The following is a 13,866-nucleotide window of genomic DNA, read 5'->3' on the forward strand; positions in this document are numbered from 1 at the left end:
CCAGCGCACCAGCACAATTGGCAGCCCCGAGAGCCGCCCTCCAGGTGAACTGTCGGGCGGCCCTCACGAGATGGCCACGTACCGCCACTCGAACAGCTTCGCAGTCGCGCGCCCCGGGCGCCTCAGGCCACCACAGGATCGCGGTCATCGACCACGCTGTCGGCATCCTCGCGAGAGATCGCGAAGTCGACACCGTCCGTGTTCTCGTGACCGGGTTTGATGATTTCGCCGGTCTGCTCGTCGATGTCCGGGGTGTCGACCTGGCGCAGTGACTTCACGAAGTTCGTCGTGCCGAAAGTGAGGTCATGACCGATGGCGTCGGCGTTGATCGAGAGGTTGAAACGCTGCGTGCCAGAGTCGTCGGTCCACTCCTGAGAGCTCAAACGCCCGGTGACGATGAGCGGTTGCCCCTTCTTCACGGACCGCAACACGTTGCGGGCGAGCGCGCGACGCGCCCACACAGTGATGAACTCAGTCTTGCGGTCGGTGTAGTCATCCTTATCAGAGTCGTAGTAGCGCGAGGTGACGGCAATGCGCACCTTGGCGGAGGTGGTGCCGTCGCTGCGCTGGATCACGTCGGCGTCGGCCGTGGCGTTCCCCATGACGGTGGTGCGGATGTCTCGCATGATCGTTCCTTCCGTGTCGGCCGGACTCTCCGGCTCCGGCACTCGCCGGTCCCCTCACTGTTCCCGAGCGAGCACGCCGCCCAGAAGGACGCGACGAGATTCGTGGACAAGCGCGCATGGGGAGGAACAGGGGACGGGCAGGGGACGGGCGCGGCGCGGAACCACGCTGGGGAGACAGAAGCGGTCCGGGGAGGTGAGCACGCTCAGGGAAGGAAGAGCCCCGAAGGAGGCCACCGAGCAGGTAACACATGCGCCGGATGACAGCACAGCGGCCGCCCCTGGCGGGACGGCCGCTTGCTTCTGACTCAGCGCGCTGTGCTCAGCGAATACTCAGCACGGCTCTACGCTGCATGATCAGGCCGGGGTGACCAGGCCCGAGGCGTTGCTGCGGGCGTTCTCGAAGCGCTTCTGCACGTCAGCCCAGTTCACGATGTTCCAGATCGCCTTGACGTAGTCCGCCTTGACGTTCTGGTAGTCGAGGTAGAAGGCGTGCTCCCACATGTCGAGCTGGAACAGCGGCACAGTGGCCACGGGCACACCGTTCTGCTGGTCGTAGAACTGCTCGATCACGAGGTTGCCACCCGCGGGCTCGTAGGCGAGCACGGCCCAGCCGGAGCCCTGGATGCCCAGCGCAGCAGCGGTGAAGTGGGCGCGGAACGCGTCGAAGGAACCGAAGTACTCGTCGATCGCGGCCGCCAGCTCGCCGGTCGGCTTGTCGCCGCCCTCAGGCGAGAGGTTCTTCCAGAAGATGGAGTGGTTGGTGTGGCCACCCAGGTTGAAGGCGAGATCCTTCGACAGCTGGTTGACGGTGCCGAAGTCCTGCGCCTCACGAGCTGCTGCGAGCTTCTCCAGTGCAGTGTTCGCACCCTTGACGTAGGTAGCGTGGTGCTTGGAGTGGTGCAGCTCCATGATCTGGCCGGAGATATGGGGCGCGAGCGCGCCGTAGTCGTAGTCCAGATCGGGAAGGGTGTACTCAGCCATGTCGATCCTCCTCAGGGTCGGTGGTGCACCCGCCAGGGCGGATGCCTCGCCTCCCATCCTTGCATTGATCGGGGATAGGCGACACTTCCCATGCGTGGACGGGCCGGCAGGTCGGTGCCGACGATGGCGCTGATGCTGGTGAAAGCGCATGCTCTGAGCAACACCGGCCCCACTCACGACCGGCACCACTTGATAACAGAGCTAACGTAGGGTGAGACGTGCCGACGATGGGCCAATGGAGGGCACAGGCACATCGGTCGAGTCCGCACCCACGTGCACTGGGTGTTGCTCGCTAAACTGTCCTCCGGCGCACTCGGACTGGTGGTCCTCATGATCCCCCGCGCCGAGCCTCCATAGCTCAATGGATAGAGCAACGGCCTTCTAATCCGTAGGTTGCAGGTTCGAGTCCTGCTGGGGGCGCCCGAGCCATGTCAGAATCTCGCACAGTGATTGGATGGGTTCTGCCCCGTCGGCGCGCAGTTCGATACCGGGACTGAGCAGCAGGAAGGGGCGCACGCCGGCGCCGGTTGCGGCCTGAGCATCGGCCGGGCGGTCCCCCACCGCTCCAACGCCCTCCGGTTCAAGGCCGTGGCGGCGAAGCAGCTCTCGATGCATCGTCGGATCCGGCTTGCGCGGGAAACCATCCGGGGCGCAGACCATGTCATCGACGTGCACGCCGCGCGCCTGCAGCAACTGTTCGGCGCTCGCGCGATCACGGTGCGTGGCCACCAGGTTCAGTCCGCCTGCTGTATGCACCGCGTGCATCACCTCGCAGGCGCCTTCCATCAGTGGCGCGGGCTCACTCATCCAGGCGTCTTTCACGTCGGCCTGGGCCTGCCGCAATTCCTGCTCAGCCACGCCGAACCGACGGGACAACTCGCGAACCGCATGCCCGGTGGAAACACGGGTCAGGCGACCGACCTCGAGCAGATGCTCCGGTGCGTCGTCGGCGAAGACCGTACGGCACAATGCGCGGTCAAGATCAGGGTAGGTGTCGAACAGGGTCCCTCCGAAGTCCCAGATGATGCTCCGCATACCGGGGATCCTGCCATGCCCTGCACCGCCAGCCTCGATCGTCGGGACCGATGGCGCAGGCGGCCTGGCCATTGTGTCCGTAGGCTGGTGACAGCGATATGCACCGCCGCCACAGGAGACTTCGATGCTGAACACCGGTGACCGTACCCGCGCCGACCTTGACCCCTTACTCACCCCATGGAAAATCGGAAACGTCGAGATCAAGAACCGGGTGGTTCTCACCTCCATGGGTGGAACAAACCTGTTCGGGTGGATGGAGAAGAACCACTTCGATCAAGCCGGCGCAGATTTCATGCGCACCGTCGCGGAGAACGAAGTCGGCCTAGTGCTACCCGGCTGTCAAGCCATCTACAACCCGATCGGCGGACAGTGGCTGCACCGCAACAAGAAGATGTACCGCGATCTCGCCGAGTGGATGCCGCAGCTGCACCGCACTGGTGCAAAACTGTTCGTACAGCTCACCGCCGGATTCGGCCGCTCCTTCGCCATCAGCGAGATGATGGAGAAAATCGCGATGAACCCCGCGCTGAAGAAGGTAGCCAAGCCCATCCTGGACATCGACAAGGTGATGGCTGCCCCCAGCCCCACCCCGAACCGGTGGTCGGATAAGGTCAGCTCCCGCGAGATGACCCTAGAGGAGATCCAAGAGTTCATCGACTCGTTCGCTGAAACATCCGCGCTTCTGCAGGAAGCCGGCGTAGACGGCGTCGAGATCCACGCGGTGCATGAGGGCTATCTGCTGGACCAGTTCGCAATGCCATACACGAACCACCGCACCGACCAGTACGGCGGCAGCCTCGAGAACCGGCTGCGCTTCGCCACCGACATCGTCAAAGCCATCAAGGCTCGCTGCGGGAAGGAATTCCCTGTCTCCCTGCGCTATTCGGTGACCAGCAAGACGAAGGGCTTCAACGAAGGGGCCCTGCCCGGCGAAGAGTTCACCGAAGCAGGTCGCACGCTCGAGGAATCCGAGAAAGCCGCCAGGATCCTGCAGGACGCCGGCTACGACATGCTCAACTGCGACAACGGCACCTACGACGCCTGGTACTGGGCCCACCCGCCGATCTACATGCCCGAGAACTGCAACCTGGCCGATGTGGAGCACATCCGAAAGTTCGTGGACATTCCAGTGGTGTGCGCGGGCCGCATGGACCCGTACGTGGGCGCCGACTCTGTTGCCGCCGGCCGCATCGATGCCGTCGGCTTCGCCCGCAGCTTCCTGGCTGATCCCGCATGGTTTGCCAAGCTCATCGCTGATAAGCCCGAGGATGTGCGCCCCTGCATCTACTGCCATTTGGGCTGCTTCAACATGGCCAGCTGGAAGGGTGTGCCGAATGTTCAGTCCCTCGGCGATTCACTGAACCTCTCGCGCTGCGCGGTTAATGCCGAGACCATGCAGAAGAACCGCCACTACATCAAGAAGACCTCGTCCGCGAAGCGCGTAGTCATCGTCGGTGGTGGCATCGCCGGTATGGAATGTGCCCGCGTGCTCACCGAGCGCGGTCACACCCCCGTGATCTACGAGTCGAGTGATCACCTGGGCGGGGTCGTGGCAGCGTCGGCGAAGGAAGAGTCCAAAGCCCCGATGGGGTCGTTGCTGAACTGGTTCACCCGCGAGATGGAACGCCTGAACGTCGACGTGCACCTGAACACCCCGGTGCTGCCCGGCAAGGACGGAGCTCTTGTGCTCACGGACGGCACCCAGATCGCCAGCGGCGATGACCACGTGGTGATCGCCACCGGTTCCACCGCGAAGAAACTGCCGATCCCGGGATTCGATCACGCGATCGACGCGATCGACTTCCTGCACGGAAAGGCGGACGTCGGCCAGAAGGTCGTGGTGCTCGGCGGCGGCGTGACCGGCTGCGAGCTTGCGTACGACCTGCATCATCACAAGGGCAAGGAGCCGGTGATCGTGGAGATGAAGCACGATCTGATCGCCCAGGAGGGCATCTGCCTGGCGAACTCCTCCTACCTGCGCGATTACTTCGCGCTGCACAAGGTGCCGGTGCATCTGGAGACTCAGGTGCAGCGTATTGAGGACGGCACCGTGATCTGTACGCAGGCAGACGGCACCCCCGTGTCGATCCCGTGCGATTCGGTGATCTCCGCCGTTGGGTACACGCCGCAGCCTCTGGATGCGAAGCGCTCTCGCAAGCGCACTCACATCATCGGTGACTGCGACGAGATCGGTAACGTCAAAACCGCTGTGTGGTCCGCCTACAAGGCGGCCATGAAGATCGACTGACCAACAGTCGCCAGACACAGACTGGCCGGGCGTCCGCACGCCAGGCGCCCGGCCACGCGTCTGGCGTGCCCAGCTGTGCACCCGCGATGGGGCACGCACGGGCCTGCTGGGCCGACGGGTCAGTGTGGAAGGCTAGAGTGATCAGGTGAGCACCAGCACCAGCGCAGATACGAAGAAGTCGACCACCGACCGCATCATCTGGGTCGATTGCGAGATGACCGGGCTCGACAAGCAGCGTGATGCTCTGATCGAGATCGCCGTTCTCGTCACCGACGCGAACCTCAACATCCTGGGCGACGGCGTCGATGTCGTGATCCGCCCACCCGCTGAAGCGCTCGAGCAGATGGATGACTTCGTCCGCACCATGCACACGACCTCCGGACTTCTTCAGGAGCTCGATGGGGGCATGACGCTGGAGGAGGCCCAGGAGAAGTGCCTGGCCTATGTCCGCGAGCACTGCCCCGAGCCGGGCAAGGCGCCGCTGGCCGGCAACAGCGTCGGCACCGACCGCGCCTTTCTTGACCGGGACGTGCCCGACTTCGCCGACTGGCTCTCGTACCGCACGATCGACGTCTCCAGTCTGAAGGAGCTCGCCAAACGCTGGTTCCCCCGGGTCTACTACAACACTCCCGCCAAGCACGGTGGCCACCGTGCGCTCGCTGACATCCGCGAGTCCATCCAAGAGCTGAAGTACTACCGCTCGGTGCTGTTCTGCGCCGAGCCGGGACCGACCACCGCCCAGGCCCAGGAAGCGTCGAAGGCCTTCGAACTGCGAGACGAGGAGAACGCTGTGCCCCCCGCCCCGAGCACCCCGAGCACCTGGCTCGACACCCGTGTCCATACCACGTGGCTGGAGGGCGAGGGCGATGAACTGCTCGGCTTCGGCGCGGCCTCCGCTCGCGACGACGCCGGTTTCGCCTGGCTCGATGACACCGGTGAACGTGATCTGTCGCGCCCCGCGGAGCTGTGGATCACCTGCCGCATGACCCATTGCTTCGCCCTGGGCCACATGATGGGTCGGCCGGATCTGGGCCGCTTCGTCGATCATGGAGTCGCTGCGCTGACCGGTGCGTTCAAGGACACCGAGTACGGCGGCTGGTTCGCCGCGGTCGCCGACGGCGAACCGGTCGACGATACGAAGCAGGCCTACGCTCATGCCTTCGTGGTCCTCGCGGCCGCCTCCGCGACCGCCGCGGGCCGTCCCGGCGCACAGGAGCTACTCGACGAAGCTCTCCAGGTGCTCGATGAGAAGTTCTTCGATGAAACCACCGGCATGAGCGTGGACACCTATGACCGCACCTTCTCGGACTGCGAGGAGTATCGCGGCATCAACGCGAACATGCACACCGTTGAGGCGCTGCTCGCAGCGGCCGACGTCACGGGTGAGCGCATGTGGCTCGACCGAGCCGTCGGTATCGCTACCCGTGCGATCGACGAGTTCGCCCGCAACAACGACTGGGCACTGCCGGAGCATTTCGATGTGCAGTGGAACCCGCTGCTGGACTACAACCGCGACCAGCCGAACCATCCGTTCCGCCCCTACGGGGCCACCATCGGCCACTGGATCGAGTGGGCTCGCCTGGTGCTGCATGCTCGCGCCGCGCTCATTCAGCTCGACGGTGAGGCACCAGAGTGGATGCTCGAGGCCGCGACTGCACTGATGGAGAAGTCCGCGCAGTCCTTCGGGGCCGATGGGGAGCCGGGCTGGGTGTACACCGTCGACTGGGACGGCTCCCCGATGGCCCGTGAGCGGATGCACTGGGTGGCTGCAGAGGCCGTGGGCGCTGCGGCGGTCATGTACCGGGTGACCGGCGACCGCGTCTGGGCCGAGCGCTACCAGCAGTGGTGGGAGTACATCGCCGCCTACCTGCTGGATGCCGAGGACGGCTCCTGGTTCCACGAGCTCGGTGCCACCAATCAGCCGCAGGGCGTGACCTGGCCGGGCAAGCCGGACATTTACCACGCGTTCCAGGCCACGATCATCCCGCGCCTCCCGGTCACGCCGACCATGGCGGCCGCGCTGCGCGACGGGCTGCTCGACGACGAGTTCTGAGGACTCCGGAGGCGCCTCGCGTCAGGCCTCGGACGGCTCGTGCTGCTCAAGCGCGGCATCGAGTCGCGCAATCTTCGCGTCGATCTCACCGGTGCGTCCGGGCCTGATGTCGGCCTTCAGCACGAGTGAGGTGCGCGAACCGTACCGGCCTGCCTCCTCGGTGGCGCGGCGCACTACGTCCATCACCTCATCCCACTCCCCCTCGATTTCGGTGAACATGGAAGAGGTGCGATGCTGCAAACCGCTGGCGCGGACCACACGGATCGCAGCCGCCACGGCGTCGTGCACGCTGGCACTGTCGCTGCCGGGACCAAGCTCGCGCACGATCGTCGGGTCGGACGGCTCACCGGTGGGTTGAACAGAGAAAGCGATGATCATGCCTCCACTTTGCTCCTTTGTGGACACGCGGCGCCACTATCGGTGTCCAGATGGACCGCCCGGCCGACAATGCGGGCAGACTCACATCGGAATCGCACCTCTGAGGCGGCATCAGCACTCGACCCTGCGGTATTGTGGGTGTTCGTTCGCTTCACGCGACACATGGTGGTCGTAGCTCAGCTGGTAGAGCTCCTGGTTGTGGTCCAGGCGGTCGCGGGTTCAAATCCCGTCGATCACCCCAATAAACGCCCTGGTCACAGGGCGTTTTTCTCTTTCAAGCGGTGGAGTGCAGCAAGCCGGGCGAGTTTGGTGTTGCCGCCGGAGAGGATCACCCCGACCCGTTGCCCCGCCGCGTCGGCAGCGCCGGTCAGCACAGCCGCGGCAGCGAGCGCCCCGGTGGGTTCCACCAGCGTCTTCATCCGCTCCAGCAGGAAACGGCAAGCGTGCAGCAGCTCATCATCTGTCACGGTCACGATCTGCTCGAGCTCGCGGCGCAGCACCGGGAACGTGTGTTGCCCGAGCGCCGTGGTCTGTGCACCGTCGGCCACTGTGTGCGGCGCGTCGATCTGCACGATGCGCCCCGCGGCAAGCGACTGTTGAGCGTCATCGCCAGCCGCGGGCTCCACGCCGATGACCCGGATGCTTGGCCGTAGTGCGCGAGCTGCTCTCGGGACTCGGTGTAGCGGTCGAAGTCGATCACGCGCGCGCCGTACCCCGCGGTGGCTTCCCGTTTGAGCCTCGGCGCATCCTTCGGCATCAGCACGGTGGCCTGCACCCCGAGCTCCCGGGCGGCAAGCGCGACCGCCTGGGCATGGTTCCCGGAGGAGTACACCACCACTGCCCGCTCCCGCTCCTGCACAGGGCGGGACGCGATGGCATTGAATGCGCCGCGCACTTTGAACGCCCCGGTGCGCTGCAGGTTCTCCGCTTTGCAAAACACACGGGCGCCGGTTGCATTATCGAGCGTGCGCGAGGTCAGGACCGGTGTGCGGTGCACTCGTCCGGCCACTCGCTTCACTGCGGCGCGCACATCGTCGATCGTGACGGGCAGGGGCTCGTGGGTGTTCATGTCCTCATCCTGTCAGTCAGTGCGTTCACCGGGCACAATGGCCCGATGAGGATCCTCGCGATGACGCTGCGGCTGCTGGTGGCGATCGCTGTGGCGGCTGCGATCAGCACCGACACCACGGTGTCGATCGACCGTGGCGAGCTGGCCCGCCACGTCTCCTTCTTCACCAATCAGTCGAACGCCGCGTTCGTTCTGGTCACAGTGCTGGTAGCGGCCTTCGGTGCGCGCCGCCCGGCGTGGCTGGAGACCGCCCGCGGCGCCGTCACGTTCTACCTGGCGATGACAGGTCTGGTGTATGCATTTGTGGTGGCGCCCGTCGATGAGCTGCTGCGGTGGGACATCGGCTGGACCGGGATCGTGCTGCACCGTGTGGCTCCCGTTGCTGCAGTGGCTGACTGGGTGCTGACGCCGCGCCAACACCGCGCCGGCCCGCGCCGCATCCTGATCTGGTTGGCCTACCCGGTCGTGTACGTGGCGTTCACGTGGATCCGCGGCGGTCTCACGGGTTGGTACCCCTATGCGTTCCTGGACCCGTCGCTGGGCGGCTGGGCCGCGATGCTGCCGATCCTCGGTGTAGTGCTGCTCGCGTTCCTTCTGGTCGCGACCGTGCTGCATTTCTGCGCTGGTCGGCTCGCCGTCGGGCCAGTGCTCAGCGATCAGGAGTCACTGGCAATTGCGTCGAGCGGGCCAGGATCGCGGTGACTATCAGCGCCGTGAGGGTCTGCGCGAGCACGATGCCGCCAAGCACCACGAGCTGAAAGCGCCCCGCCTCGATCGGTGAGGCGCCGCCGAACAGCGCGCCCACGAATGCACCGGGCAGCGTCACCAGGCCCGTCGTGCGGGTCGAATCGAGGTTCGGCACCAGCGCTTCCCGGACCGCATCACGCACGATCTGGTCATGCGCCACTGCACTGCGCGCGCCGAGCGCCCACCATCCTTCGATCTCACCACTGCGAGCCTGCGCTGCCGCACCGAACCGTCGGCCCGCGAGTGTGGAGGCCGACATCGAGTTGCCGATCAGGATGCCGACGATCGCGATGATCTGTGTGGGCTGTGTCGAAACGATGCCGGTGAGAAGCAGAATCGCTGGGACAACCAGGCCGCTCGCAACGACGCCGGTGACCGCTGCCAGCGGCCCGTTCTGCAGCTGCCGCAAGCGGCCGACGGCGGTAAGCGACGCTGTGGCGAGCATGAGGGCGATGAACAGCAGGATCATCCACGGCCAGGCGACAACGCCCCGCAGCAGCAGCGCGATTGCGGCCAGCTGCACCGCAGCACGCATCAGGGCGATCAGCGGCGCCCAGCCAAGCGTGACGCCGCGCCACCGCAGCAGTGCCACCGCCGTGAGCGCAAAAAACAGCACCACGGCGCCGGTGCGCATCAGCAGCTCGACATCCATCTCGCTTCCTCCGTGTGTCACTGCGCGCCGTCATCGGGACCCAGGCGGGCTGTACAGACGTGATCGGACAGCAACACCGTGAGCCTGACGCGCGCCATGAACGCTTCCCGCGGCCGCTGCAGATCGTATTGAGGCCAGTATCCGCCCTGTGTCGACATCGCTGAGCTCAGCGCATCCGTGGTCATCACCGCGCAGGGCCTGACGGCCCCCAGCGTGAGTGCCACACGGGTGATGGGCAGGAAACGCCCTGCCCGAACATCACGCGGAAGGGATCCCTGGCTTCGACATCATGGTCAACAACGCCGGAATCGCCCAGGTGAACCCGATCGCTGAATCGGCCACCAAGTTCGCGGTGCGAGCGCTGACGCAGGCCGCCGCCAAGGAGTACGCCTCGCGCGGCATCACCGTGAATGCCTACTGCCCCGGCATCGTTGGTACCTCCATGTGGCAGGAGATCGACGCCCGATTCGCTGAGCTGACCGGCGCGGAGAAGGGCGAGACGTTCGACAAGTACGTCGGCGGCATCGCGCTGGATCGCCCGCAGACTCCGGAGGACGTTGCGGACCTCGTCTCCTTCCTCGCAAGCCCTGGTTCGGATTACATCACGGGCCAGGCGATCCTGACCGACGGCGGCATGGTCTACCGCTGACGTTCCCACACTCACCCCTACGAACTTGGTGCGTAGTGCACGTCATCCGGCACGTTTGACATGCGCTTCGCACCAAGTTCGCGGAAGGGTAGAGGGAGCGACGGGGAGGTCACCACGAGCTCCCTACCCGCTCTGACCGCCTAACCCGGCTCTTCACAGATGGGGGCGTAGCAGCCGGCGGCGGTCTGGGCGCTTCGCTCCGGGGGTAGGCATCGAGATATTCCGACGACGGAATCTCTGGCGCTCGCCATCCGACAGACCTCGACATGCCCAATGCTGCATTCACCGCGAGCGCCGGGCATGATCGGCTCCCTCGCCGAGCCGTCGCACGCATCACCGTGCAGCATCGTGCCACGGCATCGTCCCGTCAGCGGCGTCGTCGGCTGATACGTCATCCTTTCGGACCAGAGCCCAGCGCGATTCCCTGGTCCCTTCGGCCCGACATCGCCCGGATCCCGGCCAGACCATTGCCCCGCCCTCGCACATTTTGGGAAGGTCCGAAGCATCCCGCGGCCTTCGGGCCGACCGCCGACCCGATGGAGTCACTATGTCCCCGGTCCACCGCTCCCCGTCCTCGCGCCCATCGATCCAGAATCTGACGCTGACCCGTCGCGGTCTGGGCCGTGCCCTCCTTGGAGCCAGTGCGCTGGCTGTCTCGGGCACTGCCGTCTCGATGACCGCCGAACCGGCCCGCGCCGAGGGCGAGCGGGTCCTCGCCAGCTGGGGCTCCTCGTCTCTGGCCCCGCACTCGATCCTCGACCACGTCGGGTCCGAGCTCGGCTTCTATCCCGTCGTGCACTACGCCCGACCGGCCCAGACATCGATCGAGACCCTCGCCATGCGCGGCGGCCATGACCCGCTGCTGGACCTGCCCGACGGAATGATCCCTGGGCACACCGATCCGATCGAGGTCACCGCCTCGAACCTCCGGCCGGAGCTGTCCCTGTACGGCTACGAGGGCTGGGTCGATGACGTCTTCTGTCGCCTGGACACCACCGATCACGGCACGTTCATGTTCCACCGCGTGGATCCCGGTGAAGCGAAGCCCGCCGTCTCCACCGCGTTCCGCTCGGAGCCGCAGGCATTCTCCCGCAACGGATGCCACGTGTACTGGATGGGCAAGAACGATCTGACGTTCGACGGCTACAGCGCGGACACCGCAATCGAAAACACCCAGCGTGCCTGGGATGTGGACGGCGCGGGCGCCGACGGTCGCGTGCTCGTGCTCGGCTACTGGCGCACCTTCCTGGATGACGCCGCCCGCGCCGGGGACATCGCCCGGGTCAACGGTGAGTACGCCACCCGTTTCGGCCCGGACTTCTACCTGGACGTCCAGCATCTGCTGACCGACCCCGAGTGGGGCCTGTCCAGCCCACCCGTGGCCGACATGGGGCTGCAGCCGGTCACCGCGCCCGACGGCGGGCTGCAGCCGCCACGGGAGCTCGTCGGCGAAGACAACATGCACCTCAACGACCTCGGCAACCAGGTTGTCGCCTGGGCGATCACGGAGAAGATGCGCGACCGCTGGGGAGCCTGAACACGGCAGTCCCTGAGCGCCCCCGGCCGCCTCGCGACCTGCCCCGCACATGCGAAGAGGCCCCGTCCACTGGACGGGGCCTCTCTCGTGGGTGCGCCATCAGGGACTCGAACCCCGGACCCACTGATTAAGAGTCAGTTGCTCTAACCAACTGAGCTAATGGCGCGAACAGAGAAGAACACTACCCCCGATCGCGGGCCCGACCAAGCACCAGCGGCCTGGTGTGAGAGAGCGAACAGCAGTCACCTGTCGGTAGACTCAAGTTCTTCCCGACGCCCTGCCAGCTCGATCCGGCACGGGCCACGCATCGACCTCAGGAGGAGCATCGTGCGGATCGCGGTGACCGGAGCCACCGGTGTGCTCGGCCAGGAAGCGGTGCAGGCTCTCGTGGCCGATGGCCACGACGTCACCGGTATCACCCGCCGCGACCGGGGCGTTCCGATCGTTGAGGGACGCGGCGCCACCGCCGTGGTAGCTGACGTCTTCAGTGCCGACGACATGACCCGCACCTTCCGCGGACACGACGTCGTGATCAACACGCTCGCGCATGTGCCGGTGGGCATGTCCGCGCTGCGGCCGGGCGCCTGGCGCGAAGATGACAAGCTCCACGCGGAGGCCTCGGTCGCCATCGCAAAAGGTGCGGCCGCCGCAGGGGTAAACAAGCTGATCCAGGAGTCCACCGTCTTCCTGTACCCCGGCAACGGCTCGGAGTGGATCAGTGAGGATCTGCCGCTCGCAGTACGCAACCAGGCGTTCCGCCCCCGTGTGCAGGAGATGCGGGCAGCGGTGGATTTCGCGACCGGCGGTCGTTCTGCAGTGGTGCTGCGGCTCGGACAGTTGTTCGGTCGCGACCCAGCGACCACGCATGCCCTGCGGGCCACTCGCGCTGGCGACCCGATTCTGCTGGGCAAGCCCGAGGGGTACATCACTCTGCTGCACCATAAGGACGCGGGCCGTGCCTTCGTGGCGGCGCTGCGCGCGGGCAGCGGCTTCTATAACGTCGGCGGCGAACCGATCACGCGCGGCCGCTGGGCGAAGGATCTGGGCACAGAGGCCGGGGCGAAGAAGCCGGCCGTGTTCTATCCGGAGATCACGCAGGCTCTGGTGGGGACCAGGCTGGAACTGCAGCGCCGTTCGCTCAGGGTCTCCTCGGTGCGGTTCATGTCCGAGACGGGATGGTGGCCGCGCATCGGGCCGTCCACGCCCGGCTGGTCCCGTATGTGATCCTCCCCCGTCGGCGCAGCACGAAGCGCTGCAGGGGCTGCAGCGTTGGCATAGCAAACAGGGCGGCCGACGGCCGAGGAGTCAGAGGCTGCGGATCACACGGGCAGGGTTGCCCACGGCCACGGAACGGGCAGGCACGTCCCTGGTGACCACGGAGCCAGCGCCGATCACGCTGTGCTCGGCGATGGTGACGCCGTTGAGGATGGTGGCGCCGCCGCCGATCCACACGTTGTCGCCGATGGTGATGGGTTCGGCCGCCTCCCAGCCGTCGGCACGCGGCCCGGGCTCAAGCGGATGGATCGGGGTGAGCAGCTGGATGTTCGGGCCCAGCTGACAGTTGCGGCCGATGCGGATCTCCACGACGTCGAGGGCCGTGAGGTTGTAGTTCACGAACGTGCCCTCCCCAATATGGAGCCGCACCCCGTAATCCACCCAGATCGGGGCACGCACATGGGCACCCTCCCCCAGGCTGCCCAACAGCTCCCGCAGGATCTGCTGCGATCCGCTGGGGTCGGACGGGTACGCCTGAGCGAAACGGCTGGTGGCATCCAGGGCGCGATGATAGGCGCGCGTGATCTCCGGGTCATCGGCGATGTACCAGTCGCCGGCAATCATCTTCTCGCTGGGGGTCCGCTGATCCTCGGGATCGATCTCGAATGCGCGCATG

Annotated in this window: 13 protein-coding genes, 3 tRNA genes and 1 pseudogene; 8 read left to right on the forward strand and 9 right to left on the reverse strand. The window is 66.0% G+C overall.

The annotated features are described in order from the left end of the window. Positions 1 to 122: 122 nt before the first annotated feature. Positions 123 to 626: a single-stranded DNA-binding protein gene (locus tag C8271_RS09415; RefSeq protein WP_106507066.1), complete on the reverse strand. Its 504-nt coding sequence runs from the start codon at positions 624 to 626 to the stop codon at positions 123 to 125. A gap of 354 nt (positions 627 to 980) precedes the next feature. After that, the gene (locus C8271_RS09420) at positions 981 to 1,607 is read right to left on the reverse strand and encodes a superoxide dismutase (RefSeq protein ID WP_106507067.1); all 627 of its coding nucleotides are present in this window, start codon (positions 1,605 to 1,607) and stop codon (positions 981 to 983) included. A gap of 347 nt (positions 1,608 to 1,954) precedes the next feature. Here C8271_RS09420 and C8271_RS09425 point away from each other — a divergent pair. Beyond that, positions 1,955 to 2,027, forward strand: a tRNA-Arg gene (locus C8271_RS09425). Here C8271_RS09425 and C8271_RS09430 read toward each other — a convergent pair. Beyond that, the gene (locus C8271_RS09430) at positions 1,989 to 2,870 is read right to left on the reverse strand and encodes an HAD family hydrolase (RefSeq protein WP_342751959.1); all 882 of its coding nucleotides are present in this window, start codon (positions 2,868 to 2,870) and stop codon (positions 1,989 to 1,991) included. The genes C8271_RS09425 and C8271_RS09430 overlap by 39 nt on opposite strands. On the opposite strand from C8271_RS09430, the gene C8271_RS09435 reads away from it, so the two are divergent. Next, entirely contained in the window at positions 2,767 to 4,890 is a 2,124-nt protein-coding gene (locus tag C8271_RS09435) for an oxidoreductase (RefSeq protein WP_106507068.1), read from the forward strand. The genes C8271_RS09430 and C8271_RS09435 overlap by 104 nt on opposite strands. 145 nt (positions 4,891 to 5,035) lie before the next feature. Then, on the forward strand, positions 5,036 to 6,943 hold the full coding sequence (gene orn, locus C8271_RS09440) for an oligoribonuclease (protein WP_342751944.1): 1,908 nt from the start codon (positions 5,036 to 5,038) through the stop codon (positions 6,941 to 6,943). Between the two features lie 21 nt (positions 6,944 to 6,964). Here orn and C8271_RS09445 read toward each other — a convergent pair whose 3' ends face one another. Next, entirely contained in the window at positions 6,965 to 7,321 is a 357-nt protein-coding gene (locus C8271_RS09445) for a thiamine-binding protein (protein ID WP_106507069.1), read from the reverse strand. Positions 7,322 to 7,486: 165 nt separating this feature from the next. Between C8271_RS09445 and C8271_RS09450 the strand changes: the two genes are divergently transcribed. Continuing rightward, positions 7,487 to 7,562 (forward strand) — tRNA-His (locus C8271_RS09450). Positions 7,563 to 7,575: 13 nt separating this feature from the next. Here C8271_RS09450 and C8271_RS14185 read toward each other — a convergent pair. Then, entirely contained in the window at positions 7,576 to 7,947 is a 372-nt protein-coding gene (locus C8271_RS14185; protein ID WP_245921076.1) for a pyridoxal-phosphate dependent enzyme, read from the reverse strand. A gap of 86 nt (positions 7,948 to 8,033) precedes the next feature. Further along, a pseudogene (locus C8271_RS14190) lies at positions 8,034 to 8,390 on the reverse strand (pyridoxal-phosphate dependent enzyme); the annotation flags it as partial. A 45-nt stretch (positions 8,391 to 8,435) separates the two neighbouring features. Between C8271_RS14190 and C8271_RS09460 the strand changes: the two are divergent. After that, positions 8,436 to 9,092: a Pr6Pr family membrane protein gene (locus C8271_RS09460; RefSeq protein WP_138774551.1), complete on the forward strand. Its 657-nt coding sequence runs from the start codon at positions 8,436 to 8,438 to the stop codon at positions 9,090 to 9,092. Here C8271_RS09460 and C8271_RS09465 read toward each other — a convergent pair. Further along, on the reverse strand, positions 9,040 to 9,789 hold the full coding sequence (locus C8271_RS09465; protein ID WP_212591339.1) for an ABC transporter permease: 750 nt from the start codon (positions 9,787 to 9,789) through the stop codon (positions 9,040 to 9,042). The two genes, C8271_RS09460 and C8271_RS09465, sit on opposite strands and share 53 nt — an antisense overlap. A 289-nt stretch (positions 9,790 to 10,078) precedes the next feature. On the opposite strand from C8271_RS09465, the gene C8271_RS09475 reads away from it, so the two are divergent. Beyond that, a complete protein-coding gene (locus C8271_RS09475; RefSeq protein ID WP_212591340.1) occupies positions 10,079 to 10,438 on the forward strand; it encodes an SDR family oxidoreductase in 360 nt (119 codons plus the stop codon). A gap of 547 nt (positions 10,439 to 10,985) precedes the next feature. After that, positions 10,986 to 11,975 carry a hypothetical protein gene (locus C8271_RS09480; protein ID WP_106507072.1) on the forward strand — a complete coding sequence of 330 codons (990 nt, stop codon included), beginning with the start codon at positions 10,986 to 10,988 and terminating at the stop codon, positions 11,973 to 11,975. Positions 11,976 to 12,067: 92 nt separating this feature from the next. On the opposite strand, the gene C8271_RS09485 is transcribed toward C8271_RS09480, so the two are convergent. Next, positions 12,068 to 12,141, reverse strand: a tRNA-Lys gene (locus C8271_RS09485). A gap of 161 nt (positions 12,142 to 12,302) precedes the next feature. Here C8271_RS09485 and C8271_RS09490 point away from each other — a divergent pair. Further along, entirely contained in the window at positions 12,303 to 13,199 is an 897-nt protein-coding gene (locus C8271_RS09490; protein ID WP_106507073.1) for an NAD-dependent epimerase/dehydratase family protein, read from the forward strand. Between the two features lie 81 nt (positions 13,200 to 13,280). Here C8271_RS09490 and C8271_RS09495 read toward each other — a convergent pair whose 3' ends face one another. Next, positions 13,281 to 13,865, reverse strand: coding sequence for a sugar O-acetyltransferase (locus C8271_RS09495; RefSeq protein WP_106507074.1), 585 nt, complete (start codon positions 13,863 to 13,865; stop codon positions 13,281 to 13,283). Between the last annotated feature and the right edge of the window lies 1 nt (position 13,866).

Origin of the sequence: Brachybacterium timonense (genome assembly GCF_900258505.1) — a bacterium.
GTDB lineage: Bacteria > Actinomycetota > Actinomycetes > Actinomycetales > Dermabacteraceae > Brachybacterium > Brachybacterium timonense.